The sequence below is a fragment of the Candidatus Spyradosoma sp. SGI.093 genome (assembly GCF_050314555.1).
Classification (GTDB): domain Bacteria; phylum Verrucomicrobiota; class Verrucomicrobiia; order Opitutales; family UBA953; genus Spyradosoma.
Map to the genome: position 1 here is coordinate 14417 of NZ_JBNPNH010000002.1, position 26441 is coordinate 40857.

The 26441-nt window shown below is 65.2% G+C and carries 20 protein-coding genes and 1 riboswitch; of the genes, 9 read left to right on the forward strand and 11 right to left on the reverse strand.

The features are described from left to right. The first annotated feature begins 125 nt into the window (after window positions 1–125). From ACQREB_RS02160 to ACQREB_RS02180, 5 genes are read left to right on the forward strand one after another with little or no spacing between them, the layout of a single operon-like run. Complete coding sequence (locus ACQREB_RS02160; protein ID WP_427764758.1) at window positions 126–767, forward strand: CerR family C-terminal domain-containing protein; 642 nt, start codon at window positions 126–128, stop codon at window positions 765–767. 33 nt (window positions 768–800) lie between these two features. Further along, a complete protein-coding gene (locus ACQREB_RS02165) occupies window positions 801–1031 on the forward strand; it encodes a 4Fe-4S dicluster domain-containing protein (RefSeq protein WP_427764760.1) in 231 nt (76 codons plus the stop codon). Window position 1032: 1 nt separating this feature from the next. After that, the gene (gene vorB / locus ACQREB_RS02170; RefSeq protein WP_427764762.1) at window positions 1033–2079 is read left to right on the forward strand and encodes a 3-methyl-2-oxobutanoate dehydrogenase subunit VorB; all 1047 of its coding nucleotides are present in this window, start codon (window positions 1033–1035) and stop codon (window positions 2077–2079) included. 6 nt (window positions 2080–2085) lie between these two features. Then, window positions 2086–2634: a GNAT family N-acetyltransferase gene (locus ACQREB_RS02175; RefSeq protein ID WP_427764764.1), complete on the forward strand. Its 549-nt coding sequence runs from the start codon at window positions 2086–2088 to the stop codon at window positions 2632–2634. A gap of 33 nt (window positions 2635–2667) precedes the next feature. Further along, complete coding sequence (locus ACQREB_RS02180; protein ID WP_427764766.1) at window positions 2668–4152, forward strand: 2-oxoacid:acceptor oxidoreductase family protein; 1485 nt, start codon at window positions 2668–2670, stop codon at window positions 4150–4152. A 58-nt stretch (window positions 4153–4210) separates the two neighbouring features. On the opposite strand, the gene ACQREB_RS02185 is transcribed toward ACQREB_RS02180, so the two are convergent. The 8 genes from ACQREB_RS02185 to ACQREB_RS02220 form a co-directional block, all read right to left on the reverse strand. Beyond that, complete coding sequence (locus ACQREB_RS02185) at window positions 4211–5335, reverse strand: KamA family radical SAM protein (protein WP_427764768.1); 1125 nt, start codon at window positions 5333–5335, stop codon at window positions 4211–4213. Window positions 5336–5369: 34 nt separating this feature from the next. Beyond that, window positions 5370–6029, reverse strand: coding sequence for a ribulose-phosphate 3-epimerase (rpe, locus tag ACQREB_RS02190; protein WP_427764771.1), 660 nt, complete (start codon window positions 6027–6029; stop codon window positions 5370–5372). A 128-nt stretch (window positions 6030–6157) separates the two neighbouring features. Beyond that, a complete protein-coding gene (gene carB / locus ACQREB_RS02195) occupies window positions 6158–9379 on the reverse strand; it encodes a carbamoyl-phosphate synthase large subunit (RefSeq protein WP_427764774.1) in 3222 nt (1073 codons plus the stop codon). 267 nt (window positions 9380–9646) lie between these two features. Continuing rightward, window positions 9647–10294, reverse strand: a complete 648-nt coding sequence (ribB, locus tag ACQREB_RS02200; RefSeq protein ID WP_427764777.1) for a 3,4-dihydroxy-2-butanone-4-phosphate synthase — start codon at window positions 10292–10294, stop codon at window positions 9647–9649. Window positions 10295–10355: 61 nt separating this feature from the next. After that, a riboswitch (FMN riboswitch) is annotated at window positions 10356–10507 on the reverse strand. A 100-nt stretch (window positions 10508–10607) separates the two neighbouring features. Next, window positions 10608–11513 carry a nucleotidyltransferase family protein gene (locus ACQREB_RS02205; RefSeq protein ID WP_427764779.1) on the reverse strand — a complete coding sequence of 302 codons (906 nt, stop codon included), beginning with the start codon at window positions 11511–11513 and terminating at the stop codon, window positions 10608–10610. A gap of 107 nt (window positions 11514–11620) precedes the next feature. Further along, entirely contained in the window at window positions 11621–12193 is a 573-nt protein-coding gene (locus ACQREB_RS02210) for a Maf family protein (protein ID WP_427764782.1), read from the reverse strand. Window positions 12194–12211: 18 nt separating this feature from the next. Beyond that, window positions 12212–13291, reverse strand: coding sequence for a DNA replication/repair protein RecF (recF, locus tag ACQREB_RS02215; RefSeq protein WP_427764785.1), 1080 nt, complete (start codon window positions 13289–13291; stop codon window positions 12212–12214). A gap of 25 nt (window positions 13292–13316) precedes the next feature. Next, window positions 13317–14102 (reverse strand): LysM peptidoglycan-binding domain-containing protein, encoded by a 786-nt coding sequence (locus ACQREB_RS02220; protein ID WP_427764788.1) that lies wholly within the window; start codon window positions 14100–14102, stop codon window positions 13317–13319. A 99-nt stretch (window positions 14103–14201) separates the two neighbouring features. Between ACQREB_RS02220 and ACQREB_RS02225 the strand changes: the two genes are divergently transcribed. Together ACQREB_RS02225 and ACQREB_RS02230 are read left to right on the forward strand one after the other, a co-directional pair. Then, a complete protein-coding gene (locus ACQREB_RS02225; RefSeq protein ID WP_427764791.1) occupies window positions 14202–14714 on the forward strand; it encodes a hypothetical protein in 513 nt (170 codons plus the stop codon). Window positions 14715–14748: 34 nt separating this feature from the next. Continuing rightward, the gene (locus tag ACQREB_RS02230) at window positions 14749–18258 is read left to right on the forward strand and encodes an exodeoxyribonuclease V subunit gamma (RefSeq protein ID WP_427764793.1); all 3510 of its coding nucleotides are present in this window, start codon (window positions 14749–14751) and stop codon (window positions 18256–18258) included. 380 nt (window positions 18259–18638) lie between these two features. On the opposite strand, the gene rimO is transcribed toward ACQREB_RS02230, so the two are convergent. Further along, window positions 18639–20048, reverse strand: coding sequence for a 30S ribosomal protein S12 methylthiotransferase RimO (gene rimO, locus ACQREB_RS02235; protein ID WP_427764796.1), 1410 nt, complete (start codon window positions 20046–20048; stop codon window positions 18639–18641). 106 nt (window positions 20049–20154) lie between these two features. On the opposite strand from rimO, the gene ACQREB_RS02240 reads away from it, so the two are divergent. Beyond that, window positions 20155–21468, forward strand: coding sequence for an MgtC/SapB family protein (locus ACQREB_RS02240; RefSeq protein WP_427764798.1), 1314 nt, complete (start codon window positions 20155–20157; stop codon window positions 21466–21468). Window positions 21469–21600: 132 nt separating this feature from the next. On the opposite strand, the gene ACQREB_RS02245 is transcribed toward ACQREB_RS02240, so the two are convergent. After that, window positions 21601–23421 carry a phosphoenolpyruvate carboxykinase (GTP) gene (locus tag ACQREB_RS02245; protein WP_427764801.1) on the reverse strand — a complete coding sequence of 607 codons (1821 nt, stop codon included), beginning with the start codon at window positions 23419–23421 and terminating at the stop codon, window positions 21601–21603. Between the two features lie 80 nt (window positions 23422–23501). After that, window positions 23502–25064 carry a YifB family Mg chelatase-like AAA ATPase gene (locus ACQREB_RS02250; RefSeq protein ID WP_427764803.1) on the reverse strand — a complete coding sequence of 521 codons (1563 nt, stop codon included), beginning with the start codon at window positions 25062–25064 and terminating at the stop codon, window positions 23502–23504. A 174-nt stretch (window positions 25065–25238) separates the two neighbouring features. Here ACQREB_RS02250 and prfB point away from each other — a divergent pair, with 174 nt between their 5' ends. Then, window positions 25239–26390, forward strand: coding sequence for a peptide chain release factor 2 (gene prfB / locus ACQREB_RS02255; RefSeq protein ID WP_427764805.1), 1152 nt, complete (start codon window positions 25239–25241; stop codon window positions 26388–26390). Window positions 26391–26441: the final 51 nt, after the last annotated feature.

The following is a 26441-nucleotide window of genomic DNA, read 5'->3' on the forward strand; positions in this document are numbered from 1 at the left end:
ATGTTCCCTCCCGCCCGTCAATTTTGAAAACGCCGCGGGAACGCCCGCGCGGCAAAAAAGCGAATGAGCTTGCCTCGAAAATTAAACTCCGTAATTTAACTGAAAAATTAAACTGTGAATTCAAAATGGCGAGACGCAGCGACGGCATAGAGACGAAGAAGAAGATTCTCGGGGCGGCATCCAAGCTCTTTTCCGAGAACGGGTTCAAGCAGACGTCCAACGCGGAGATCTCCAAGGCGAGCGGCGTGAACAGCGCGCTCATCAGCTACTATTTCGGCGACAAGGAGACGATCTACCGCGAGGCGTGGAAGCACAGCCTGCGCGAATCGCTCGCGAAGTATCCGGCGGACGGCGCCGTTCCCGCGGACGCTCCCGCGCGCGACAGGCTCTACGGCATCATCGCCGCGACGGTGCGCCGCTACTCCGACCCGCTCTGCTTCGACGGCGGCATTCTCAACCAGGAAATCGCCTCGCCGACGGGGCTGCTCGAGGACGTGCACGAGAACACGATCTTCCGCCTGCGCGAAAACCTGCTGCACGTCGTGAGCGAGTTTCTCGGCGAAGGCGTCTCGAACGAGGACCTGCGCATGTCCGTCTATTCCATCGTCGCGATGTGCATTTCGCCGCAGAAGAAGATCCAGCGCATCGAAAAGACGGAGCCTTTCCCGTACGACGTGGAGAAGCGCATCGAGCACGTATTCCGCTTTTCCGTCGCGGGACTGAACGCCGTGAAGAGGACGGCGAAGAAAAGCGCGCCGCGCGCGTGAGGCTCATTTCCCCAGAAACCGATTTCCACAACGATGAAAAAACGATACTTTCCGAAAATCCGAAACGACGAATGCAAGGGCTGCGAGCGCTGCGTCGTCGCCTGTCCGCGGGACGTTCTCGCGCTCGGCAAGGAGCTGAACGTGATGGGGCTGCCGCACGTCTTCGTCAAGAACGAGGACGCGTGCACGGGTTGCTCGCTCTGCTTCTACACGTGCCCGGAACCCGGCGCGATCTCGATCGTCGAAGAAAAGGAGGAAGCGTAAAATGAGTTCCAAAAGTCTTTTGCTCTGCGGGAACGAGGCGCTCGTGTACGGCGCGCTGCTCGCCGGCTGCGACGCGTATTTCGGCTACCCGATCACGCCCGCGGGAGAAATCATCGAATGCGCCGCGAAGAAGTTCCCCGAGCTCGGGCGCGTCTTCATTCAGGCGGAAAGCGAGATCGGCTCCATCAACATGGTGATGGGCGCCGCCGCCGCCGGCCAGCGCGCGATGACGGCGAGCAGCGGGCTCGGCATCAGCCTCATGCAGGAGGCGATGTCCTACCTCGCGGGCATGGAGCTGCCCTGCGTCGTGGCGGACGTCACGCGCAGCGGTCCCGGCATCGGCAACATCAGCGTCGAGCAGAGCGACTATTTCCAGATCGTCAAGGGCGGCGGACACGGCGGCTACCGCTGCCCGGTGTTCGCTCCCGCGAGCGCGCAGGAAATGTGCGACATGGCGTTCCGCGCCTTCGACATGGCGGAAAAATACCGCACGCCCGTCTATATTCTCACCGACGGCATGATCGGGCAGATGATGGAATCCGTCACGCTGCCGGAGCCGCTCGACAAGCCCGCTCCCGCGCCCTACACGCTCGCGCCCGGGAACGCGCGCACCAATCATTTCACTTCGATCTATCTCGAACCCGCCGAGATGGAAAAGAAGAACGAGGCGCTCCTCGCGAAATACCGCGAGATGGAGGCGCACGACCAGGACGCGGAAAACTGGAAGACCGACGACGCCGAAATCGTGCTCGTCGCCTACGGCATCATGTCGCGGCTCGCGAAAAACGCGGTGGACGAACTGCGCCGCACGGGCATCAAGGCGGGCCTCGTGCGCCCGAAACTGCTTTTCCCGTTCCCGAAGGACGCGCTGAACGCGCTCGTTCCCGCGGCGAAGAAATTCGTCGCCGTCGAGCTCAGCGGCGGACAGATGATCGAGGACGTGAAGCTCGCGATCGAGTGCCGCCGCCCCGTGGAGCTGATTCACCGCGTCGGCGGAAAACTCATTTCCGTCGAGGAGCTCGTCGCCGGCGTCAAGGCGCTCGCCTGAAAAAAAATGCCTTCCCGCACGCGCACATTCGTCGAAACGCCCCGCCTTCGCCTGCGCGACTGGCGCGAGGACGATTTCCCCGCGTTCGCCGCGATGAACGCGGACGCGCGCGTCATGGAATTTTTTCTCGAAACGAAGACGGAGGCGCAGTCCCGCGAGTTTTTCGACGCGATCCGCGGCGAGCTCGCGCGCGACGGCTTCGGGCTCTTCGCCGCGGAACGCAAGGCCGACGGCGCCCTGATCGGCTTCGTCGGCCTGCGCCGGTGCCCGTTCGAGACGGATTTCGCGCCGTGCACGGAAATCGCGTGGCGCCTGCGCGCGGAATTCTGGGGCGCGGGCTTCGCGACGGAAGCCGCGAAGGCCTGCCTGAGCTTCGGCTTCGACGCCTGCGGACTCGACGAAATCTTCGCCTTCACCGCGCTCCCGAACGCGCGTTCCCGCCGCGTCATGGAAAAGGCGGGAATGCGCTTCGTCAGAGAGTTCGACCACCCCGCCGTTCCGCGGGAACACCCGCTCGCGCGCCACGCGCTCTACCGTACGAAGCGCGCCGCCTGATTCTTTTTTTTCACCTTTCAAAAAAATCCGCTCATGAAAAATTTCCGCATCATCAAAGACCGCCCGGCGGGCTTCTTCGCCGAGTTCGACAAGCGCCCGAAGACGCTCCGGCACAACATGCACTACTGCCCGGGCTGCGGCCACGGCGTGCTTCACAAGATCGTCGCCGAGGCGATCGCCGAGTTCGGCATCAAGGACCGCACGACGTTCATTTCGCCCGTCGGCTGCGCCGTGTTCGGCTACTATTACATGGACTGCTTCGGCATCTCCACGCCGCACGGGCGCGCGCCCGCCGTCGCGACCGGGCTTTCCCGCGCGCACAAGGACGGCGTCGTCATCTCCTACCAGGGCGACGGCGACCTCGCGGCGATCGGCTTCAACGAGTTCATCCACACCGTGAACCGCGGCGAAAACATCTGCTACATCTTCGTGAACAACGCGATCTACGGCATGACGGGCGGGCAGATGGCGCCGACGACGCTCGTCGGCCAGCGCACTTCGACCACGCCGAACGGGCGCGACGCCGTCGAGGACGGCATCCCGTTCCGCATCGCCGAAATCGTCGCCTCGCAGCCCAACCCCGTGTACGTCGAACGCGTTTCGCTCGGCGCGCCGAAGGAGATCATGAAGGCGCGCGCGGCGATCCGCAAAGCGATAAAGAACACGATGGAGCGCAAGGGGCTTTCGTTCGTCGAAGTGCTCTCGCCCTGCCCGATCGGACTGAAGAAGGACGCCGCCGGAATCACGAAATTCCTCGACGAGGAGATGACGAAGATTTTCCCGCTCGGAAAATTCAAGGACGTCGCCGCCGAGCGCGCGCCCGTCGAGCACCGCGTTCCCGTGTACGACAAGGACAAGGTGCGCGCCGCGCTCTTCCCGCAGGCGGACGACATTTCACAGAGCTCGCTGCGCGCGGACTTCCGCAACACCTCGCCGATCTTCGACAAGGAGCGCCGCATCAAGGTCGCCGGCTCCGGCGGCCAGGGCGTGCTCTCGCTCGCCTACATCATCGCGCACATGGGGCGGCTGCGGAACTTCAACGTCACCTACCTGCCGACCTACGGACCGGAAATGCGCGGCGGCACGGCGGACTGCTCCGTCGTCGCCTCGCGCCGCGAAATCGCCTCGCCCGTCGTGGACAGCAACGCGAACATGCTCGTCGCCCTCAATCAGCCTTCGCTCGACAAATACCTGCCGCAGCTGAAGCCGACGGGCATCATCGTGTACGATTCGTCGAGCATCACGCTCCCGCCGATCGGCAGGACGCAGGTCGCCTACGGCGTTCCCGCCGCGCAGGTCGCGGTGGAGCTCGGCAGCACGCGCTACGGCAATTCCCTGATTCTCGGCGCGATCGCGCGCATGATGGAAGAGCTCTTCCTCACGCCGGAAGACGCGGCGGACTTCTCCGCGGTCGTCGAAGCCGCGATTCGCGAATGCTTCGCCGACAAACCGAAGATCATCCCGCCGAACCTCGAGGCCTTCCGCCTCGGCAAGGAAAAATCCTTCCGCGCGAAATAAAGGAAAAGCGTTCCCGCCTCCTCCCGCGGGAACGCTTTTTTTGCAGTCTTTCGCGCACTCAGTAGAAATACGTTTCGCCGCGGAAATTGCGCAGGCGTGCGCGGCCCGCGTCGTCGAAGGATTCGACGTAGTCCGGATTCACGGGAATCTTCCCGCCGCCGCCCGGCGCGTCGACGACGAACTGCGGCACGGCGAGCCCGCTCGTCCACCCGCGCAGCGAGCGGATCAGCTCCGCGCCTTCGCGCACGGGCACGCGCCAATGCGCGCTTCCGCGGATCTTGTCGCACGCGTAAAGGTAGTACGGCCGCACGCGCACGCGCAGCAGCCGATGCACGAGCGCGCGCAGCGTTCCCGCGTCGTCGTTCACGCCGCGCAGGAGCACCGTCTGGGCGCCGAGCACGACGCCCGCGAGCGCGAGCCGTTCCAGCGCCTCTTCGGTCGCGCGCGAAATTTCGCGCGGGTGGTTCACGTGGACGTTCATCCAGAGCACGCCGCTTTTTCGGAAAATTCCGCACAGCTCCGGCGTGACGCGCTGCGGCAGAAACACGGGAACGCGCGTGCCGACGCGCACGATCTCCACATGCGGAATCGCGCGGACGCGCGCGAGCAGCTCGGCGATCTTCGCGTCGGAGAGCAGCAGCGCGTCCCCGCCGGAAATCAGCACGTCGCGGATTTCCGCGTGCGCGGCGACGTAGCGCAGCGCCTCGTCCAACCGCGGATGGAAATCGTAGCCCGTCGCCCCGGAGACGAGGCGGGAACGCGTGCAGAAGCGGCAGTAGCAGGCGCAGCGGTCCGTCGCCAAAAGCAGCACGCGGTCGGGATAGCGGTGCACGAGTCCGGGCACGGGCGAATGCGTCTCTTCGCCGATCGGGTCGTCGGATTCGTCGTCGGCGAGGAGCGCCTCGCACGCGTCGGGCACGATCTGCCGGCGCAGGGGATCCGCGGGATCGGCGCCGTCGATCAGGCTCAGAAAATGCGGCGTCGCGGCGAACGCGAGTCTGCCGCGCGCGGCGTCGAATCCACGCCGTTCCGAGTCCGAAAGCGGGAAAATCCGCGCGAGAGCCTCCGCCGTCTCGACGCGGGAACGCAGCTGCCAGCGCCAGTCGTTCCAGTCCGCCTCGGGCACGTCGCGCCACGCCGAGCCGCGCTCGGCGTACGCCGCTTCGGAAAATCCGGAGTTCATCGCCGACTCCCTTCTCCGCGCCGCCGGGCGGCGCTCAGCCCTGACAAAGGCGGATGAACGCCGGCTTGTCCGCCGCCTTGAAGAACGCCGTTCCCGCGACCAGCGTGTCCGCGCCCGCCGCGAGGCAGAGCGGCGCCGTGCGCGCGTCCACGCCGCCGTCCACTTCGATGCGGAAATCCAGCCCGCGTGCGTCGCGTTCCCGCGCCAGCGTCTCGATTTTCGGCAGCACGGATTCGATGAAGGACTGCCCGCCGAAGCCCGGGAAGACGGACATCACGAGCACGAGATCGACCGCGTCGAGAAACGGCAGCACGCGCTCGACGGGCGTGTCCGGATTCAGCGAAATTCCCGCCTGCGCGCCGAGCTCGCGGATGCGCCGCAACGTTCCCGCGACGTCGTATTCCGGCTCCACGTGAATCGTGACGAGCTGCGATCCCGCCTCGACGAATTTTTCGACGTATTTGTCCGGACGCAGCAGCATCAGGTGCGTGTCGAAGAAAAGCGAGGCGTCGCGCCGGCGGAGGTCGCGGACGACCTGCGGCCCGAACGAAAGATTCGGCACGAAGTTGCCGTCCATGATGTCGAGATGCACCCATTCGAGCCCGTTGGCGACGACGACGGCGAGCCCTTCGGCGAGGGCGGAATGATCCGCCGCCAGAATCGACGGCGAGAGAATTTTTTTGTGCGCGCTCATGAGAATTTCCGCAAGGTTCTACTCCTCGCCTCTTCGCCGCAAGAAAATTCCGCCTTCCGGCGCGCAAAAAAAGCGTTCCCGCGAACAATCCGCGGGAACGCTTTTCTTTAAGCTTTAAGCCTTGAGCTTCAAGCTTTCCGCGCGAGCTTGGCGTGGTGGGACTGGAGGGATTCCACGTCCACCGCGCCCGCCTTGACGGCGGCGATGCCCTGCACCGTCGCGGAGGCGGCGGCGAGCGTCGTGAAGTAGGGAATGCGCAGCTTGATCGCGTTCTTGCGGATGTAGGAGTCGTCGATCACGGAGCGCTTGCCCGCGGGCGTGTTCACGATGAGCGAGATTTCGCGGTTCACGATGCCGTCCACGATGTTCGGGCGCCCTTCGTGCTGTTTTTTGATCAGCTCGCAGGGGATGCCGTGCTTCGTGTAGAAGTCGTACGTTCCCGCGGTCGCCTTGATTCTGAAGCCGAGCGAGGAGAAGCCGCGGCCGATTTCGAGCGCCTCGTCGTTCTTTTCGGAAATCGTGATGAGCACGGTTCCGCCGGTCGGGAGCTGCGTTCCCGCGGCTTCCTGAGCCTTGTAGAACGCGGTGCCGAAGTCCGGCGCGATGCCGAGCACTTCGCCAGTGGAGCGCATTTCCGGCCCGAGCACGGGATCGACTTCCGGGAACTTGTCGAAGGGCAGCACGGCTTCCTTCACGCCGTAGTGCGTTCCCGCGACGAAGGGGCGCAGGTTGAGCTCGTGGAGCTTCTTGCCCATCATCAGCTCGGTCGCCGCGCCCGCCATCTGGATGTTGCAGACCTTGGACACGAGCGGCACCGTGCGCGACGCGCGCGGGTTCGCCTCGATGACGTACACCTTGCCGTTCTCGATCGCGTACTGCATGTTCATCAGCCCGACGACCTTCAGCTCGCGCGCGATCCTGCGCGTGTAGTCGACGATGTCCGCGTACTGCTTCGCGGGAATGTGCACGGGCGGAATCACGCACGCGGAGTCGCCGGAGTGAATGCCCGCGAGCTCGATGTGCTCCATGACGGAGGGAATGAAGACGTCGTCCCCGTCGCAGAGCGCGTCGCATTCGCATTCGAGCGCGTGGCGCAGGAAGCGGTCCACGAGCAGCGGCGCGTCCTCGGTGACGCCGATCGCCTTGCCGACGTATTCGCGCAGCGCGTCGTCGTCGTACACGACTTCCATGCCGCGCCCGCCGAGCACGAACGAGGGGCGGATCATCACGGGATAGCCGACTTCGTGCGCGATCGCGAGCGCCTCGTCGACGTTGATCGCCATGCCCGCTTCGGGCATCGGGATTTCGAGCTTCGCCATCATCTTGCGGAAGAGATCGCGGTCTTCGGCGGTGTCGATCGTGTCGATGCTCGTGCCGAGAATCTTCACGCCCGCCTCGGCGAGCTTGCGCGCGAGGTTGAGCGGCGTCTGCCCGCCGAACTGCACGATGACGCCCTCGGGCTTTTCGTGTTCGTAAATCGCGAGCACGTCCTCGAGCGTGAGCGGTTCGAAGTAAAGCTTGTCCGACGTGTCGTAGTCGGTGGAGACCGTTTCCGGGTTGCAGTTGACCATGATCGTCTCGTAGCCGAGACGGCGCAACGCCATCGCCGCGTGGCAGCAGCAGTAGTCGAACTCGATGCCCTGCCCGATGCGGTTCGGACCGCCGCCGAGCACCATGACCTTCTTCTTCGCGCTCGGCGGGAGCACGGTCACGGGAACGCTGTCCGCGTAGGTCGAGTAATAGTAGCACGCGTTTTCGACGCCGCTGACGGGAACGGGCTCCCAGCGCTCGACGACGCCGAGCGCGACGCGCCTTTCGCGGATCGCTTTTTCGGGAACGCCGAGAATCTTCGCCAGATACGCATCCGCGAAGCCGTCCTTCTTCGCGCGGATCAGCAGCGCGTCCGCGGGAACGGAGCCCCGGCTCGTCGCGATCAGCTCTTCCTCGAAATCGACGAGTTCCTTCGACTGCTCGATGAACCAGCGGTGCATCAGCGTCTTCGCCTGCACCTCCTCGACGCTCGCGCCCTTGCGCAGCGCCTCATAAATGAGAAAATGGCGTTCGCTCGTCGCGTCCTGCAGCATCGAGAGCAGCTCTTCCTTGGATTTTTCGTGAAAATCCTTGGCGAAGCCGAGGCCCATGCGCCCGTTTTCGAGCGAGCGGATCGCCTTCTGGAACGCCTCCTTGTAGTTTTTGCCGATGCTCATGACCTCGCCGACCGCCTTCATCTGCGTGCCGAGCTTGTCCTGAACGCCCTTGAATTTCTCGAACGCCCAGCGCGCGAACTTCACGACGACGTAGTCGCCCGACGGCGTGTATTTGTCCAGCGTGCCGTCGCGCCAGTACGGAATTTCCGAGAGCGTGAGCCCGCTCGCGAGCTTCGCGGAAATGAGCGCGATCGGGAAGCCCGTCGCCTTCGACGCGAGCGCGGACGAGCGCGACGTGCGCGGGTTGATCTCGATGATGACGACGCGGCCGTCCTTCGGATTGCGCGCGAACTGCACATTCGTGCCGCCGATGACGCCGATCGTGTCGATGATCTTCCACGCCTTTTTCTGCAGGTCTTCCTGCACCGCGGCGGGAACGGTCATCATCGGCGCCGTGCAGAAGCTGTCGCCCGTGTGCACGCCGACGGGATCGACGTTTTCGATGAAGCACACGGAAATGAGCGCGCCCGTCGCGTCGCGCACGACTTCGACCTCGAGCTCTTCCCAGCCCAGAATGGATTCCTCGATGAGGCACTGGTGCGTCATCGACGCCTGCAGGCCGCGCGCAACGATCGTCTTCAGCTCGTCCATGTTGTAGACGAGCCCGCCGCCCGCGCCGCCCATCGTGTACGCGGGGCGCACGACCAGCGGGAAGCCGAGCCGCCCGGAGATCGCCACCGCCTCGTCGAGCGTGTACGCGATTTCGCTGCGCGGCATGTCGATGCCGATCTTGGACATCGTTTCCTTGAAGATGAGGCGGTCCTCGCCGCGCTCAATCGCTTCGAGATTCACGCCGATGACCTTCACGCCGTACTTGTCCAGAACGCCCTTCTTGTTCAGCTCGATGGCGAGGTTGAGGCCCGTCTGCCCGCCGAGATTGGGCAGCAACGCGTCCGGACGCTCCTTGGCGATGATCTGCTCGAGGCGCTCCTCGTTGAGCGGTTCGATGTAAGTGACGTCGGCGACGGCGGGATCCGTCATGATCGTCGCCGGATTGGAATTGACGAGCACGATCTCGTAGCCGCATTCGCGGAGCGCCTTGCACGCCTGAGTTCCCGAATAGTCGAATTCGCAGGCCTGACCGATCACAATCGGACCCGACCCGATGATCATCACTTTCTTGATGTCGTTGCGTATGGACATGATAATTTTCTGAGTTTTGAGGGTGAAATTCCGCGGCGCGCGCTCAAGTCGCGAACGCCATAAAAAAGCTCAAACTTTCAAAAAAGTTTGAGCCGAAAATCGAACGGCGGGCGCTTTCGTCGTCGGAAGCGTTCATGCTTTTTTTCATGCTGAGAGCCGTTTTCGCCATAAAATTTCACGGATTTAAGCGTTCCCGCGCCGTTTTGTCAACGGGAACGCGCAAATCCGCGCCTTTTCGCGGGAAAAAGCCCGCGCGCGCGCCTTTTCTCAGCGATTTTCGCGGAGGTAGGCGACGAGGTCCTCGATGGTGACGAGCGGGAAGCCGTGCTTCTTCGCGTAGTCGGCGACTTCGGGGAGGCGCGACATCGTGCCGTCGGGGTTCGTCAGCTCGCAGAGCACGCCGCAGGGCTTCAGGCCCGCGAGGCGCATCAGATCGACCGTCGCCTCGGTGTGGCCGGGGCGCTCGAGCACGCCGCCCGCGCGCGCGACGAGCGGGAACATGTGCCCCGGCGCGGCGAGATCGGCGCGGGTCGATTCGTCCGCAAGCACGACACGCACGGCTTCGAGGCGGTCGGCGGCGGAAACGCCGGTGGAGACGTTTTTCGCGGCGTCCACGGAAATCGTGAACGCCGTGCCGTAGCGGCTCGTGTTGTCCGGCACCATCATCGGCAGCTCGAGCGCGCGCGCCTTTTCGGCGGTGACGCAGATGCAGATGATGCCGCTGCAGTCGCGGATCTGCATGGCGACCTGCTCCGTCGTCAGCGTTTCCGCCGCGAAGATGAGGTCGCCTTCGTTCTCGCGGTCGGCGTCATCGGAGACGAGCACGCCCTTTCCGGAGCGGAGCGCCGCGAGCGCGTTTTCGACGCGGGAACGCGCGTCGCCGAACTGTTCCAAAAGACTGATTTCCGTTTTCATGATGCAGGCAAAAAATGTTCAATCCTCGGAACGCGGGAACGCCGACGCGCGGACGCGTCGTTTCACATCTCTTCCATCCGGACTTTACCGTCGGCTTCGGAATCTCACCGAATCTTGCCTTCGCGCGCGGGAACGCGTTCAGGCTCGCGGGCTTTTCGGCGCGGACGCCGAATCACCGCCGGTAGGGAATCGCACCCTGCCCCGAGATTGGCGGAACATTTTGCCGCGGCGTTCCCGCAAGTCAAAAAAAAAGCGTTCCCGCGCGGGAACGCCTTTCTTTAAGCTTTAAGCCTTGAACGTTAAGCTTTCTCTCTCACTTCGCCCAGAGGTTGGACGGATAGTCGCCGGCGGCGATGAGCTTGTTGATGTTCGCCTGAACGACGGGCTTGTCTTCCTTGTAGGTCACGCCGAACCACGCGCTGTCCGTACGGAGCACCTTCGCGGTCGCGTTGCCTTCCTTGATGAGCTGGCCGATCGTCATCGGGATGAAGCATTCGCTCTTGAGCTCAGTGCCGCGCGTCTTCATGAATTCGAGGAAGATGCGGTCGAGGTGGTCGAACAGCTTCGGCGTGCAGCCCCACATGTTCATGGAGACCGGCGTGTCGCCCGGAATGTCCTTCGTCGTGCCGTCTTCGTAGGTGTTGCGGCCGTTTTCGCCGACCTTGGCGATCTTCGTCATCTCTTCGATGTCGGTGAGGAAGCCTTCGGCGTTCGTGTTGCAGACGCCGCGCGCGACCGTGCCGTGCTCGGAGAGCGTGTTCTTCATCAGGAAGCCGACCATCGAGAACGCGCTCGAGTTCGGGTCGAGATCCTTCAGGTAGTTCGCGAGCACCTCGTAGGAATTTTTCCCGTAGAAGTCGTCCGCGTTGATGATGGCGAAGTTTTCCTTCACGACGCCCTTGGCGCAGAGAATCGCGTGCGTCGTGCCCCAGGGCTTTTCGCGGCCCGCGGGAACGGAGAAGCCCGCCGGGAGCTTGTCGAGCGTCTGGAACGCGTAATCGACGGGAACGGGGAGGTTCTTCTTCGCGATCATTTCCTTGAACGCTTCTTCGAAGTCCGGACGAATGATGAAGACGACCTTGCCGAAGCCGGCGCGAATCGCGTCAAAGACGGAATAGTCGAGAATCGTTTCTCCGGAGGGCCCCATGGGGTCCATCTGTTTGAGTCCGCCGTAGCGGCTGCCCATGCCTGCGGCAAGAACGAGGAGTGTAGGTTTCATGATTTTTTTGATTTGGATTGGTGTAATTTCGGTTGTGAACGAAAGGGTAAATTCGTTTCGGAAATCTACGCCCGCGGCTCCCGCGCGTCAATGCGGAAAACGCGCGCTCAGGCGTCCGCGAGCAGTTCGCGGAGGCGCGGGGCGACAAGCTCGACCGGGAGCCCCATGATGTTGCTCAGCGGCTCGTCGTAGGAGGCGATGATGAGCTCCCGCCCTTCCTGAATGCCGTAGGCGCCCGCCTTGTCGAGCGGGTTCACGATTCCGAAATACGCGTCGACGACCGCGTCGTCGATCGGCAGAAAGCGCACGCGGCACGCATAGACGTTTTCTTCGAGCAGCCCGTCGCGTTCCCGCGCGAGGCAGACGCCCGTATAGACCGTGTGCACGTTCCCGCCGAGCGTCTTGAGCATGGAGCGCGCCTCGGCGAGATCCGCCGGCTTGTTGAAGACCCTGCCGCCGAACGCGACCGTCGTGTCCGCGCCGAGCACGAGCGCGTCGGGATTCTCCCGCGCGACGGCGAGCGCCTTGATGCGAGCGTTGTGCGCGACCGCCGCGCGCGGGTCGCCGTCGGGATCCTCGTCCTCGACGACGTCCGCCGTCCGCGTCTCGAAGCGGAAGCCCGCCTTTTCAAGAAGTTCGCGCCGCCGCGGCGACGCCGATGCCAGGATGAATTTCCTCATGTCGAAAACGATGAAATCTTATCGGGGAAAATATTTTCCTTCGCGGACGTCGAAGATCCGCCAGGACGCCGCGTCCGCGGGCAGGACGGTTCCCGTCGCGACGACCTGGAGACCGTCTCCGAGCTCGCGCCAGAAATTTTCCTTGCGCGCGGGATCGAGCTCGCTCAGCACGTCGTCGGCGAGCACGATCGGCGCGACGCCCGTGCGTTCCCGCAGCAGCGAGAGCTGCGCGAGCCCGAGCGCGAGCGAAAGCCCGCGCTGCTGCCCTTCCGAGGCGAACTCCGCCGCGTCGCGCCCGTCGAGGCGAAAGCGGAAATCGTCGCGGTGCGGACCCTTCTGCGTCGCGTGGAAAAGCCGGTCCGTGCGGCGGGAACGCTCGAAGAAGGCCTCCCAGCCGGCGGCGTCCGCCTCGCGTCGGCTCGGCGCGTAGAGCAGCTCCGCCGCGACGGCGCGGTTCAGAATCCGCGCGGCGATTTCGGCGAAGCGCGCCGCGAGCTCGGCGACGCCGCGTTCCCGCGCGGCGACGATTTCCGCGCCGTTTTCCGCGAGCACTTTTTCGAACGCCGCGAACTGCGCGGGCGCGTCCGCCTCCGCCTTCAGCAGACGGTTCCGGGCTTCGAGCGCGCGGCAATACCGCTGCAGACGTTCGAGATACGCGCCGTCGGCGGCGGAAAAGGTCAGGTCGAACCAGCGCCGCCGCAGCGCGGGCGCGCCGCGCAGCACGGCGACGTCCTCCGCCGCGAAGACGACGGCGGGAAAGCGGCCGACGAAGTCGCGCATCCTGGCGACGGGCGTTCCCGCGCCGAGCTCGACGCGCTTCCTTCCCGCCGAGCCGAGCGAAAGCAGAATCCGCGTGTCGCCCTCGCGCTCGTGCGCGAGCTCGAACGCCGCCTGCGCGAGCTTTTCGCCGTGGCGGACGAGGCGCCCCAGCTCGCGCGTGCGGAAGGAGCGGAACGCCGTCAGCAGGCTCGCCGCCTCGAGCAGATTCGTCTTGCCCTGGGCGTTCTCGCCGAAGAGAAAGACGCGCGTTCCCGAAAATTCCAGATCCGCGAATCCGATGTTGCGGAAATTCGATACGCGCAGACGGTTCAGGCGCATGGCGTGCGGAGAAGATTCGCGCGGCTCACTGCGGCGGCAGCTTGAGCACGGCGCCGACCTTCAGCGAGCTCGGCGTGCGCAGGACGTCGCGGTTGTAGTTGTAGATTTCCTTCCAGCGGTTCTGCGTGCCGTAGTATTTTTTGCTGATCTTCACGAGCGTGTCGCCGGGCTGCACCGTGTGCGTCGCGGGAACGGGAACGCGGCCGGCCTCGTCGGGCTCGGGCGTCTCCGCGCGCGGCGCCGGCGTTTCGGCGACGACTTCGGAGCCCGCCGACGGCGGCGTTCCCGGGCGGACGAGCCGCTTTTCCAGGTCCGAGATGCGGCGGCGCGCCATCTGCAGATCGCGCTTCAGCGCGTCGTTTTCCTTGCTGAGCTGGAGAAATTTCTTTTCGAGATTCGGCGCGGGAACGTCCGTCTCGAACGGCTTGCCGGGCAGCTGCGCGAGGAACATCTTCCGCGCCGCCGAGCACTGTTCCTCGACGAGCCGCTTCTGCTGCTCGTTCGCGCTCTGGCGCATGTACTGGCGGAAGTGGAAAAGCGCGTCCAGCGGCATTTCGCGGCGCAGCGCGATGACGCCCAGCTCCAGGTGCGCTTCCGGCGCGTCCTCGCGCGCGTTCACGACCTTGTAGAACGCCTCCATCGCCGCGGCGTCGTTCTGTTCGAGCAAAAGCGCCTTGCCGCGGAGGAAGTTCTCGTCCTCCGTCTCCTCGACCGTCGCGGACGGGAACGCGGCGCCGAGGCTTCTGGCGCAGAAGAACACGGCGACGACGAACACGATGAAGGCGCAGACTGCGAAGATGATCTTGTGCATGGCGATTTTCTCTGCGCTCAACTATGTTCGCGGCGAAACGCGCTTTCAACGCTTTTTTCTGTCTTGCGCGAACGCGGGAAAAAGCGGACGCTCGACCGCATGAATCCCGAAGAAAAATCCGCGGCGGAAACGCCGCGAAACCGCGCGCGCACGGCGGCGTTTCTCGTGCTGCGCTTCTGGCTCGCCGCCTGCGCGATCGCGAGCGGCGCGAGCAAGTTCGCCGTCGCCTCGCGGCGCGTCTCCGAAGATCCCGAGACGGGCGAGACCGTCGTGAGCCTCGTCCGCGAATACGCGTTCGGCAACTACGTCGGCGTTCCCGCGCGCGAGTTCGAGCGCCTGCTCGGCGACCCGCTGCTGCCGGACTGGACGCTGCACGCGTTCCGCTTCGCGCTCGGCCCCGTGCTGATTCTCGCCGGCGTCGCGCTCCTGCTCGGCGCGGGAACGCGCGTCGCGCTCTGCGTGCTCGGCGCGGTCTTCGTCGCGCTCTCCTTCGGGCTCTCGCTGACGGATCCGTCCGGCTCGGCGGGAACGCTCGGCGTTTACGTCCTCGCAATCGCCGCCGCCCTGCTCCTCGCCGACGCGAACCGCTTCTGCGTATCCGTAAAATACTGACGTTCCTCAAAAAAAAACTCGCTTCTCCGAAAAAATGACTCCCGCCCCCGAAAGACGCTTCCGCTTCGTGCCCGCGTTCTCGCTCGAACGTCTCGCCGCCGCTCTCGCCGACGAAATCGCGAAGCGGCGCGACCCGTTCGAGCCGGAAACCGTGCTCGTGATGAACGCCGCCCAGCGCGTCTGGCTGCAGCACTTCATCGCCGAACGCAACGGCATCTGCGCGAACGTGAACTTTCTCTCGCCGGAAAACTTCTTCGCCCGCCTCGGGAAAAAGCCCGACGAGGCCGCCGCGGACGCCGCGGTCGCGGGCGACGCGCTCGCCTGGCGCATCTTCCGCGCGCTCGGCGAGACCGACGCCGCCGGTTCCGCCGTGCCCGAAGAATTCCGTTTCCGCTTCCGCGAAGACACGGAAGAGGACCGCATGACGCTCGCCCGGATGCTCGCCGATCTTTTCTGGCGCTACCAGAGTTTCCGCCCCGAAATGATCGAGGCTTGGCAGCGCGGCGCGGACGACGACGATACGGCGGGAGCGCCGCGCGGCGACGCCGAATTTCTCGCCGAATACGCGCGCCAGCGGCGCCTGTGGCGCGCGCTCCGGCTCGACGACGCGTCCGTTCCCGCCCTGCGCGCGCTCGACTTCATCCGCGGGAACGCCCTGCCCGACGCCGCCGCGCTCCCGCGCCGCCTCTTCGTCTTCGCGCCGACCGCGCTCCCGCGGACGCATTTCGAAATGCTCCTGCGCCTCTCCGAGCGCGCGGAGGTCTTCTTCTACTGCCACGCGCTTTCGTCCGACCTGTGGACCGAGACGCGCGACGAAAAGACGCTGCTGCGCGAGGCGCGCCGCCGCCCGCAGCTGAAGAGCGAAGCCGACTGGATCGACCTGCTCCGCGACGAAGCCGCCGCCCGCGGCAACGAGCTGCTGCTCTCCTGGGGCAAGGCGGCGCGCATGCTCGCCATGCGACTCGTAGACGAAGGCTTCGCGGACGCGGATTCGACGGACGAGGCGCCGCCCCCGCGCGATTCGCTCCTGCACGCGATTCAGGCGGACATACGCGAAAACGTCGTCCGCGCGCGCGCCGCGGGAACGCCCGCCGACGGGAACGCGGTCACGCCGCCGCCCGCCGACGTCGAGGCCGACGCGCGCGACGCCGTTTCCCTGCGCGTCCACGTCGCCCATTCGCCGATGCGCGAGATGGAGATTCTGCGCGACGACATGCGGGAGCTCTTCCGCCGCGATCCCGAGCTGCGCCCGCGCGACGTGCTCGTGATGATGCCCGACACGGACGCCTACGCGCCCTTCGTCCGCGCCGTTTTCGGGCGCTCCGAATTTCCGTTTTCGCTCGCCGACCGCGGCGACGTCGGGCGCTTCCGCGGCATCGAGGCGTTTCTCGAAATCCTGCGCGTCGCTCAGGGCGAAATCCGCCTCGGCGAAACGCTCGCGCTGCTCGACGCTCCGCCGCTCGCGCGCGGGCTCGGACTGGACGAAGCGGACGTCGCCGCGCTCCGGAAAATCCTCGTCCGCTCCAACGCGCGCTGGGGCATGGACGCGCAGGCGCGCGAAGAAAAGATTTTCGAGGACGCGCCGCTCGTCGTCTGCGGCGAGCCGTCCTCCCGCGGCGGCGGCGAAGCTTCGGCAGCGGCAGGCACGTTCTACCGCAATTCCTGGGCGTTCGCGCTGCGCCGCTGCGCGCTCGGCGTGATGCTCGACGACGAATCCGCGGAAATTCCGCGCGAGTTCGGCGGCGTTCCGACGACGCTCCCGCTCGCCGACCTGCCCGAAAACGCGGCGACGCTGCTCGCGAAGTTCGCCGCGCTCGCGGACGCGCTCGACGCCGCGCGCCGCGCCTTCGACGGCGAGAAGAAAAGCGTTCCCGCGTGGAGCGCCTTTCTGCGCGACGAAATCGCCGCGCGCCTCTTCGCCTTCGACGAAGACGAACAGGAGGAGCAGACGCTGCTTTATTCCGCGATCGACGCGCTCCGCCGCGACGCGGAAAACGCGGGGCTGACGGACGCGGACGTCTGCTCGCTCAAGACCGCGGTCGCCTCGCTCGAAGGGCGCTCCTGGGAAAGCGGGCGCGCGGAAGGGCTGCTGCGCGGGAAGATCACTTTTTGCCGCATGCAGCCGCTGCGCAACATTCCCGCCAAGGTGATATTTCTCGCGGGCATGAACGCGGAATCGTTCCCGCGCGCCGCGCCGAAATCCGCCTTCGACCTCATCGCCGAATGGCCGCGCGGGCGCGGCTCGGAACTCGCGCTCTGGGACCGCACGCCGCGCGACGAAGACTGCCTGCTGCTGCTCGAAGCCGTGCTCGCGGCGCGGCGCTGTCTGCGCTTTTCCTACGTCGGACGCGGCGCGGGCGACAACGCGGAAATTCCGCCCTGCGGCCCGCTCGCCAAATTCATCGACGTCGCCGAAGCGCTCGCGCCGCGCGAAAAATTCATCTTCGAGCACCCCGCCCGTCCGCGCGAAATCCTCGACGCGCTCGCGCGCCCGGGCTCGGAGCCGTGGCGGCCGCCGTTCGCGGGAACGCCCGGCTTCGCCCTTTCCGAAAAGGAAGCGAAAATCTTTTCCGCGCTCGACGCGGGAACGCTCGCCGACTTTTTCGCCGATCCCGCGAAATTCGTCTGCGAAAAGCGTCTGCGCCACCGCGAAGCCCGGCAGGAAAACGAGCCCGAGGACAACGATCCGGAGAGCGAGAGCGCGAAGTCGCCGACGCTGCTCGACGTCGCCGCGGGAACGCTGCCCGACGCGGATTTCGACGCGGGCGGAAATCCGTCGGAAGCGACGGAGGCCGCGCTGCGCCGCGAGCTCGTGGAGACGGCGGAAAAGGCGCTCGCCGCCGGCGCGCTTTCCGCGCTGACCGATCCCGCCGCAAGCGCGGACGACGCGTTGGACGAGCTCAAGCCGTCGAACGCGCTCGGCGGGCTCGGAATCGGCGAAAAGCTCGTCCGCGTCGCGCCGCTCGTCGGCGAACGCGAACTCGCCGTGCCCGAGGGGGCCGCCGGCGGGAACGCGCCGCGCGCCGTCCGCATCCGCGCGCGTTTCCGGAACGTCGCGCGCCCCGAAGGCGCGGACGCGCCGCTCTGGATTTTCGAGGCGTTCCCGCGCGCCTACGGCGAATGGGCGCGTGCGATCCGCGCCGTCGCCGCCGCGGCGTTCGCGCGCGCGCTGTTCCCGGGAACGAACTTCCGCCTCGTCGCGCTCGCGCCCGGAGAAAAAAAACAGCTCGCCGCGACCGTCGTCCGTTCCGAAGCCGTTCCCGAGGATTTCGCGGCGACGCTCGTCGCGCGCTTTTTCGAGTGGATCGAGAATCCGCCGCCGTTTTTCGCGCGGATGAAGCCGCCGAAGCCCGACGAAAGCGCGGCGGCCTTCGCCGAGAATTTTCTGCGGGAAGAGCCGGGCTCCTACAACGTGACGGATTACGACCGCCCGCACCGCGAGTTCTTCTACGGCTCGGACCTGGAGCTTTTCCGCGCCCGCATCGAAACGGAAACCTTCCCCTTCGCCCGCGCCGCCGCGGCGCTCCTCGCGCCTTCCGCCTGAAAAATCCGACCGCGAATTCACGCGAATGAACGCGAATTTTTATAGGAGGGTAAGCGTCTCACTTGCCCTCTTTTTCAGCAGGGATTGCGGGGATTTTGAGGGATTTCTTTTTCGGAGTTTCTGTACTCCGCGTGAAACGCGGAACAAAAATAACCCCATGCGGTGACGCCGCTTGGGGCCGGACTCGAAAAAAAACACGCGCCTGAAAGGCGCAACCGCCCGCCGAGCCGCGAAAATTCGTTGAAACCGCGAATTTTCACGAGAGGGTAAGCGTCCCCGCTTGCCCGCCGAAATCCGTTTCCGCAAAGTCTTGAAAAACCACGGATGGACACGAATGCGCACGGGATGCCTTTCCCGCCCCCGCGCGCGGCGTTTTCGGGTCATTCCGCCGGCCGGGCGATGAGGTCGTAGGCCTTGTAGCCGGTGACGACGACGTCCGCGAACTCGCCGACGGGAAGGCTCTTCGGCACGAAGACGACGCCGTCCACCTCGTAGCCGTCGCCCGCCGTGCGCGCGACGCCGGGTTCGTCCACGAGCACGCGCAGCTTTTCGCCGACGCGGGAACGCATGCGCTCCCGTGAAATCTTCTGTAGCAGCGTCATCGCGACGTTGTAGCGGCGGACTTTTTCCGCATTCGGAATCTGATTTTCCATCAGCGCGGCGGCGGTGTTTTCCTCCTGCGAATAGCGGAAGACGCCGACGCGGTCGAATTTCTGCTCCTCAAGAAACGCCGTCAGCTCGTCGAAGTCCGCCCGCGTCTCGCCGGGGAAACCGACGATGAACGTCGAGCGGATGACGACGCCGGGAACGCCCCTGCGGATTTTGGCGATGAGGTCGCGGATGTGCTTTCCGTCGGTCTCGCGGCGCATCGCCGAGAGCATGCCGTCGGAAATGTGCTGCAGCGGAATGTCCACGTAGGGTACGACTTTTCTGCATTTCGCGAAGACGGAAATCAGCTCGTTGCTCCAGTGCGCGGGGTGCGTGTAGAAGACGCGGATCCAGAAGTCGCCGCGGATGCGGTTCAGCGCGCGCAGGAGCGTCGCGAGCGAATCGCCCTGCTCCGAACTGACCTTCGTCGTCTTGCCCGCGCGCGTCTTCGTCCACGTGTCCATGCCGTAATAGGTCGTGTCCTGCGAAATGAGATTGATTTCCTTCACGCCGTTGACCTGCACGAGCGTCTTGACTTCGGCGACGACGTCGGCGATCGCGCGGGAACGGTGGCGCCCGCGGATTCCGGGAATCGCGCAGAACGCGCAGCCGTGGTTGCAGCCTTCGGCGATCTTCACGTTCGCGATGTGCGGGAGCGTGAGGCGCGCGCGCGGCGTCTCGTAATCGGGAATGTAGCGCGGGCGCTTGGAGACTTGCACGAGCGGCGCGGCGTCGGGATCCGCCCGCGTTCCCGCGGCGGGCGCGTTCCCGTCGCCGGCGGCACAGAGCTTTTCGATGATCGTCGCGATCTGCCCGAGCTGGTCGATGCCGATGAAGGCGTCCGCCTTGGGCATCATGTCGCGCACGGCCTCGCCGTAGCGCTGCGGCATGCAGCCGGCGACGACAATCCTGAGCGGCCGCTTCCGCCCGCGGCGCTTCGCTTCGCGCGCCATCTGCGCGACGGCCTCAAGGCTCTCCTCGCGCGCGTCGAGGATGAACGAGCACGTGTTCACGACGACGGCATCCGCCTCGCGCGGGTCTGCCGTGAGGCGCATTCCCGCGTCGAGAATGTGCCCGATGAGCACTTCGCTGTCCGACTGGTTTTTCGGACATCCCAAAGAAACGATTCCTACGGTGAGCATAACAGGAAAGTCCCCACTATAACGCGTTCCCGCGCCGAGCCGCCACAAATTTCCGCGGCGCGCTTTGCGGCTTTACCTTCCACGCTTTTTTCTTAGAATGCGCGGCATGTTGCCCCCGATTACCCAAGAAGAACTGCTCTCCCCGCAAAACGGCTGGATGCTACTCGTCACCGTCTGCATCGGCGGTCTGGTCGGTCTCGTGCGCCAGTGGCGCGGCGGGAATAACACGACGGCGGGCATGCGCACGTTCGGGCTTTGGGCGGTGCTGGGCTTCATCGCCGTGCAGATGGAACGGCTCGGCTTCGCGCATTTCGTGCTCGCGACGCTGCTCGTGCTCGGGCTTTCGACGACGGCTTATCTGCTGCGCGGCGGCAAGGAACGGAAACGCGAGAGCGAAAGCTACCACGCGACGTTCGGGCTGACGACGGCGGCGTCCGCGCTGATGGTCTTCTGCGCGGGAGCGCTGATGGGGCTCGGGCTCGAAAAATACGCCGTCATGCTCGCCATCGTGCTCGCCGTGACGCTGGGCTCGCGCGCGTGGACGGACAAGTGGAGCTCTTCGCTGACGGGAACGGACATCCGCGCCGGACTGCAGTTCGCGTGTCTGACGGGCGTGCTGCTGCCGCTCGTGCCGAACCAGACGCTGTGGGGCGTCTTCAATCCCTACGCGACGTGGCTGATGGTCGTCGTCATCACGGGCGTGAATTTCGTCGGCTACATCGCGATGCGCTGGCTCGGCGCGCGCGCGGGCGCGGCGCTGACGGGCTTCATCGGCGGGCTGGCATCGAGCACGGCGGTGACGCTCGCGCTCTCGCGCCGCTCCGCGGAAGAGCCGGAAAACGGCGGCGCGTTCGCGACGGCGATTCTGCTCGCGCAGGTCTCGATGGCGCTTCGCCTCGTCGTACTGACGCTGCTGCTCAATCTCGCGTTCGCGCTTTCGACGCTGTGGATGTGGGCGGTGCTGCTCGGCGCGTGCGTCGCCGTGTGCGGGCTGATCGCGCTGCGCCACCGCACGCGCGCGGAAGGCAGCGTTCCCGCGGTGAAGAATCCGCTCGACCTGGGCACGGCGGTCAAGTTCGCCCTGCTCTACGCCGTCGTCGTCTTTCTCGTGGAAAAGAGCGGGAACGGGCTCGGAACGGGCTTCGTGGCGGTGAGCTTCTTTTCCGGGATTCCGGACACGGCGGCGCTCGTGATGTCGATGGCGAATCAGGCGAGCGCGACGGCGGACGCGGGAACGCTGGGCTTCGGGCTCGCGGCGCTCGGCATCATGCTCGGCGTGCTTTCGAACACGCTGGTGAAGCTCGCGATCGCGCTCGTCGTCGGGCGCGGCGAATTTCGTCTGCTCGCCGCGGGCGGGCTGGGCGTCTCGGCTCTCGTGAACTGCGGGCTCGCCGTCGCGCTCGTCCTCGGCGGCGTGTAATCGGATTCCTCCCGCAGGAGCTTGAATTTCCCGCGGCCGCGCGGCCGTTCCCGCCGTCGAAACGCGAGCGCAAAAAAAAAGACGCGCTCCCGAGCGGGAACGCGTCTTTCTTCTTTGTCGCGGCGGTGCGGATTACTTGCAGCGGGCGATGATGTCGTCGGAGACCGCGAGGAGTTCCGGCGAAGCGTGACCGATCGTGTTCTTGAGATAATCGGTGTTGGCTTCGGCGAGTTCCTTGACGCGGTTCGGGTCGATCGCCATGACGGCGTCGAACTGTTCCTTCGAGAAGTTGAGACCGTCGAAGTCGAGGTCTTCGTAGGAAGGAATGTAGCCGAACGGCGAATCCTTGGCGGAGGCGGTGCCTTCGACGCGGCCGATCATCCACGCGAGAACGCGGGCGTTGTCGCCGTAGCCCGGCCACATGAACTTGCCTTCCGGCGTCTTGCGGAACCAGTTGACGTGGAACACGGCGGGCGTCTTGGCGAGCTTCGCCATTTCCAGATAGTGCGCGAAGTAGTCGCCCATGTGGTAGCCGCAGAACGGCAGCATCGCGAACGGGTCGCGGCGGAGCGCGCCGACCTGACCTTCAGCGGCGGCGGTCTGTTCGGAGCCGACCGTGGCGCCGAGATAGACGCCGTGCGCCCAGTTGTGCGCCTGGAACACGAGCGGGATGTCGTTCATGCGGCGGCCGCCGTACACGAACACGTCCACGGGAACGCCTTCCGGGCTCTGCCAATCCGGGTCGATGCACGGGCAGTTCGCGGCGGGAGCGGCGAAGCGGGAGTTCGGGTGCGAGGACAGCTTCGGCTTGCCGGTCTTTTCATCGATCATGTCGGGCGTCCAGTCGTTGCCCTGCCAGTCGATGAGGTGCTTCGGCTTTTCCTTCGTCATGCCTTCCCACCAGATGTCGCCGTCGTCCGTGAGAGCGACGTTCGTGAAGATGGTGTTCTTGGAGCAGGAAAGGAGCGCGTTCGGGTTCGTTTCCATAGCCGTTCCCGGGGCGACGCCGAAGAATCCGTTTTCGGGATTGATGGCGCGGAGCTGTCCGGAGGCGTCCGGCTTGATCCAGGCGATGTCGTCGCCGACGCAGGTGATTTCCCAGCCCTTGTCGCGGAGCGCCTTCGGCGGGATCAGCATGGCGAAGTTCGTCTTGCCGCACGCGGACGGGAACGCCGCCGTGACGTAGTGCTTCTTGCCTTCAGGCGTCTTGACGCCGAGGATGAGCATGTGCTCGGCGAGCCAGCCCTGCTTGCGGGCGAGGTTCGAGGCGATGCGGAGCGCGAAGCACTTCTTGCCGAGGAGGGCGTTTCCTCCGTAGCCGGACCCGAAGGACCAGATCGTCGATTCTTCCGGGAAGTGGACGATGTAGGTGTTGTCCGGGTTGCACGGCCAGCGGACGTCCTGCACGCCCGGCTTCAACGGCATGCCGACGGAGTGCACGCAGGGCACGAAGAAGTCGTCCTTTTCGATGTGGCGGAAGACTTCCGTCGAGACGCGCGCCATGATGCGCATCGAGACGACGACGTAGGGAGAGTCCGTGATTTCGACGCCGTACTGCGCGATCGGCGAGCCGAGCGGCCCCATCGCGAACGGGATGATGTACATCGTGCGGCCTTCCATGCAGCCGTCGTAGAGGGCGCGCATTTTTTCCTTCATGACGACCGGGTCTTCCCAGTTGTTCGTCGGACCGGCGTTCTCCTTTTCCTTGGAGCAGATCAGCGTGCGCTTTTCGACGCGCGCGACGTCGCGGGGATCGGAGCGGTAAAGGTAGCAGCCCGGACGCTTTTCTTCGTTGAGCTTGATCGCCATTCCGCTGGCGACCATTTCAGCGAAGAGCTTGTCGGCTTCTTCCTTGGAACCGTCGCACCACTGCACCTTGGCGGGCTTGCAGAGCGCAACGAATTCGTTCACCCAGTTGATGAGTTTTTGGTTGGTTGTAGGTTCGTTTGCCATAGTGAATTACAGTAAAAATTGTGCCGTCAGCATAGCCGAGGAATTTCGGCGAGTAAAGCGCGAAACGCCGCGACGCGCGGTCAGAAATACGGCGTCCGGCGGTCGAGCGAGCGGTAGTTGATCGCTTCGAGCAGGTGCTCGGTCTCGATTTTTTCCGTTCCCGCGAGGTCGGCGATCGTGCGCGAGACCTTCAGGATGCGGTCGTAGGCGCGCGCGGAAAGCCCCAGGCGCTCCATCGCGCGCTGCAGAATCATGCCCTGCGCGTCGTCGAGCGCGCACCAGCGGCGGATCTGCCGCGACGACATGCGGGCGTTGCAGCGCGTCTTCGCGGAGGCGCCGTCCGCGGAATCGTCGGCGAGAAAGCGTTCCCGCTGGCGTTCGCGCGCGGCGACGATGCGTTCCCGCATCGCGGCGGAAGTTTCGCCCGGCGCGGCGGTGCGCAGCTCGTCGATGGAAAGCGTGGGCGCCTCGACGTGAATGTCAATGCGGTCGAGCAGCGGACCCGAAATGCGCGCGCGGTAGCGCTGAATCTGCACCGGCGAGCACGTGCATTTGTGGTGCTTGTCGCCGAGATAGCCGCACGGACAGGGATTCATCGCCGCGACGAGCATGAAGCGCGACGGAATCGTGATTTTCCCCGCCGCGCGCGAGATGCTCACTTCGCCGTCCTCGAGCGGCTGGCGCATTACTTCGAGCGCCGAGCGCTTGAACTCCGGAAATTCGTCGAGAAAAAGCACGCCGTTGTGCGCGAGCGAAATTTCGCCCGGCCCGGGAATGCTCCCGCCGCCGATGAGCCCGACGTCCGAAATCGTGTGGTGCGGCGAACGGAACGGGCGCCGGATTGCGCAGGATTCGTCCGCGATCGTGATGCCCGCCGCCGAATGAATGCCGAGAATCTCCAGAAACTCCTCGAGCGAGGGCTCCGGCAGAATCGTCGGAATCCGCTTCGCGATCATGCTTTTGCCCGAGCCCGGCGAGCCGATCATGAGCACGTTGTGCCCGCCTGCGACGGCGACCTCCACCGCGCGGCGCACCTGCTTCTGCCCCTTGACCTCGGAAAAATCGAGCGCGGGAACGCCGCCGCGCCGCCGACGGAACGCGCTTTTTTCCGGCGAAAGCGGCTCGATCTTCGCGACGCCGAGCAGGAAATCCGCGCATTCCCGCAGCGAGTTCACGGGAAAGACCTTCACGCCTTCGACGAGCGCCGCCTCCTCCGCCGACTTGCGCGGCAGCAGCACGGCGCGCTTCTCCCGCAGCGCGAGCAGCGCCAGCGACACGCCGCCGCGCACCGCGCGCACGTCACCGTTCAGCCCCAGCTCGCCCGCGATGACGAAGCCTTCCAGCCGTTCCCGCGGAATCACGCCCTGCGCCGCCAGCAGCGCGAGCGCGATCGGCAGGTCGTACATCGGGCCTTCCTTGCGGATGTCGCCCGGCGCGAGATTCACCACCGTCTTCGTCTGCGGCACGGGAAGACGGCAGTTCGCGAGCGCCGCCGTCACGCGGTCCGAAGATTCCTTGACCGCCGCGTCCGGCAGCCCGACGATGAGAAAACGAAACTCGCCCGGCATGTCGGATTTGACTTCGACGCAGACGGGAACGGCGTCGACGCCGCTCAGGGCTCCGGAATGGACGGTGGAAAACATGCGCGCGACTTTAACGCGCCCGCCCCGCGGACGCGAACAAATAAGCGCCTTCCCCGCGAATCTCCGCCGCCGACGCGTTTTCGGGGCGCGACCGCCGCGCGAAGACTTCCCGCGCGCGCCGAGTTCATGATTCGCGTTGAAAAAAGCGCGCCCGTCCCTTACTTTTTCCCGACTATGTATATTTCTCCGGAGACACGCGCGAAGATCGACGAAATCGTCCGTCGCAGCGGCCATCTTTACAAATTCTTGGACGTTCCCGCGAAGCAGAAGCGCCTCGCCGAGCTCGAAGCGAAAATGTCCGAGCCGAATTTCTGGAACGACCAGCAGTCCGCGCAGGCCGTCATTTCCGAAAACACCTCGCTGAAATCCGCCGTCACGCCCCTGCTCGCCTACATGCGCAAGGTCGAAGACCTGCAGACGCTCGCCGAACTGCTCGGCGAGACGGACGAAAACGACGCGGGCGCTTCGGACGAGCTCGCCGAACTCGACTCCGAAGCCGCGAAGATGCTCGAGGAAATCGACGCGCTCGAAATCTCCTCCTTCCTTTCCGGCCCGCACGACAAATCCTCCGCCATCGTCATGATCAAGGCGGGCGCCGGCGGCACCGAGGCCTGCGACTGGGCGGGAATGCTCATGCGCATGTACACGCGCTGGGGCGAACGCCGCGGGTTCAAGGTCAGCATCGAAGACCTGCAGGACGGCGAAGGCGCGGGAATCTCCACCGCCGTGCTCCGCTTCGACGGCGAGAACGCCTACGGCTACGCCAAGGCCGAGCGCGGCGTGCACCGCCTCGTGCGCATTTCGCCCTTCGACGCGAACAAGCGCCGCCACACCTCGTTCGCGAGCGTGGACATCGTCGCCGACATCAAGGACGACATCAACGTCGAGATCAAGGACGAGGATCTGCGCGTGGACGTCTATCGCGCTTCCGGCGCGGGCGGGCAGCACGTCAACCGCACGGAATCCGCCGTGCGCCTCACCCACCTGCCCACGGGCATCGTCGTCGCCTGCCAGCGGGAACGCTCTCAGCACCAGAACAAGGAGCTCGCGATGCGCATCCTGAAGGCGCGCATCTACGAAAAGATGGAGGACGACAAGCGCGCCGAAATGGAAAAATTCTACGGCGAAAAGGGCGAAATCGGCTGGGGCAACCAGATCCGCTCCTACGTCTTCCAGCCCTACCAGATGGTCAAAGACCTGCGCACGGGCTACGAAACCGGCAACATCCAGGCGGTGATGGACGGCGACCTCGACGGCTTCGTCAACGCGTGGCTCCGCGCCGGCGGACCGCGTTCCCGCAACAAGGACATCAAAATCGAAGACTGATTTCCAGGGCGCTCGGGAATGCGGTTTTCGAAACTCCGCGCGGGAACGCGC

Bases quoted from the DNA above. Each gene is read 5' to 3' on its own strand.
- ACQREB_RS02160 (WP_427764758.1), top strand. From the start codon at position 126: ATGGCGAGACGCAGCGACGGCATAGAGACGAAGAAGAAGATTCTCGGG.
- ACQREB_RS02165 (WP_427764760.1), top strand. From the start codon at position 801: ATGAAAAAACGATACTTTCCGAAAATCCGAAACGACGAATGCAAGGGC.
- vorB (WP_427764762.1), top strand. From the start codon at position 1,033: ATGAGTTCCAAAAGTCTTTTGCTCTGCGGGAACGAGGCGCTCGTGTAC.
- ACQREB_RS02175 (WP_427764764.1), top strand. From the start codon at position 2,086: ATGCCTTCCCGCACGCGCACATTCGTCGAAACGCCCCGCCTTCGCCTG.
- ACQREB_RS02180 (WP_427764766.1), top strand. From the start codon at position 2,668: ATGAAAAATTTCCGCATCATCAAAGACCGCCCGGCGGGCTTCTTCGCC.
- ACQREB_RS02185 (WP_427764768.1), bottom strand. From the start codon at position 5,335: ATGAACTCCGGATTTTCCGAAGCGGCGTACGCCGAGCGCGGCTCGGCG.
- rpe (WP_427764771.1), bottom strand. From the start codon at position 6,029: ATGAGCGCGCACAAAAAAATTCTCTCGCCGTCGATTCTGGCGGCGGAT.
- carB (WP_427764774.1), bottom strand. From the start codon at position 9,379: ATGTCCATACGCAACGACATCAAGAAAGTGATGATCATCGGGTCGGGT.
- ribB (WP_427764777.1), bottom strand. From the start codon at position 10,294: ATGAAAACGGAAATCAGTCTTTTGGAACAGTTCGGCGACGCGCGTTCC.
- ACQREB_RS02205 (WP_427764779.1), bottom strand. From the start codon at position 11,513: ATGAAACCTACACTCCTCGTTCTTGCCGCAGGCATGGGCAGCCGCTAC.
- ACQREB_RS02210 (WP_427764782.1), bottom strand. From the start codon at position 12,193: ATGAGGAAATTCATCCTGGCATCGGCGTCGCCGCGGCGGCGCGAACTT.
- recF (WP_427764785.1), bottom strand. From the start codon at position 13,291: ATGCGCCTGAACCGTCTGCGCGTATCGAATTTCCGCAACATCGGATTC.
- ACQREB_RS02220 (WP_427764788.1), bottom strand. From the start codon at position 14,102: ATGCACAAGATCATCTTCGCAGTCTGCGCCTTCATCGTGTTCGTCGTC.
- ACQREB_RS02225 (WP_427764791.1), top strand. From the start codon at position 14,202: ATGAATCCCGAAGAAAAATCCGCGGCGGAAACGCCGCGAAACCGCGCG.
- ACQREB_RS02230 (WP_427764793.1), top strand. From the start codon at position 14,749: ATGACTCCCGCCCCCGAAAGACGCTTCCGCTTCGTGCCCGCGTTCTCG.
- rimO (WP_427764796.1), bottom strand. From the start codon at position 20,048: ATGCTCACCGTAGGAATCGTTTCTTTGGGATGTCCGAAAAACCAGTCG.
- ACQREB_RS02240 (WP_427764798.1), top strand. From the start codon at position 20,155: ATGTTGCCCCCGATTACCCAAGAAGAACTGCTCTCCCCGCAAAACGGC.
- ACQREB_RS02245 (WP_427764801.1), bottom strand. From the start codon at position 23,421: ATGGCAAACGAACCTACAACCAACCAAAAACTCATCAACTGGGTGAAC.
- ACQREB_RS02250 (WP_427764803.1), bottom strand. From the start codon at position 25,064: ATGTTTTCCACCGTCCATTCCGGAGCCCTGAGCGGCGTCGACGCCGTT.
- prfB (WP_427764805.1), top strand. From the start codon at position 25,239: ATGTATATTTCTCCGGAGACACGCGCGAAGATCGACGAAATCGTCCGT.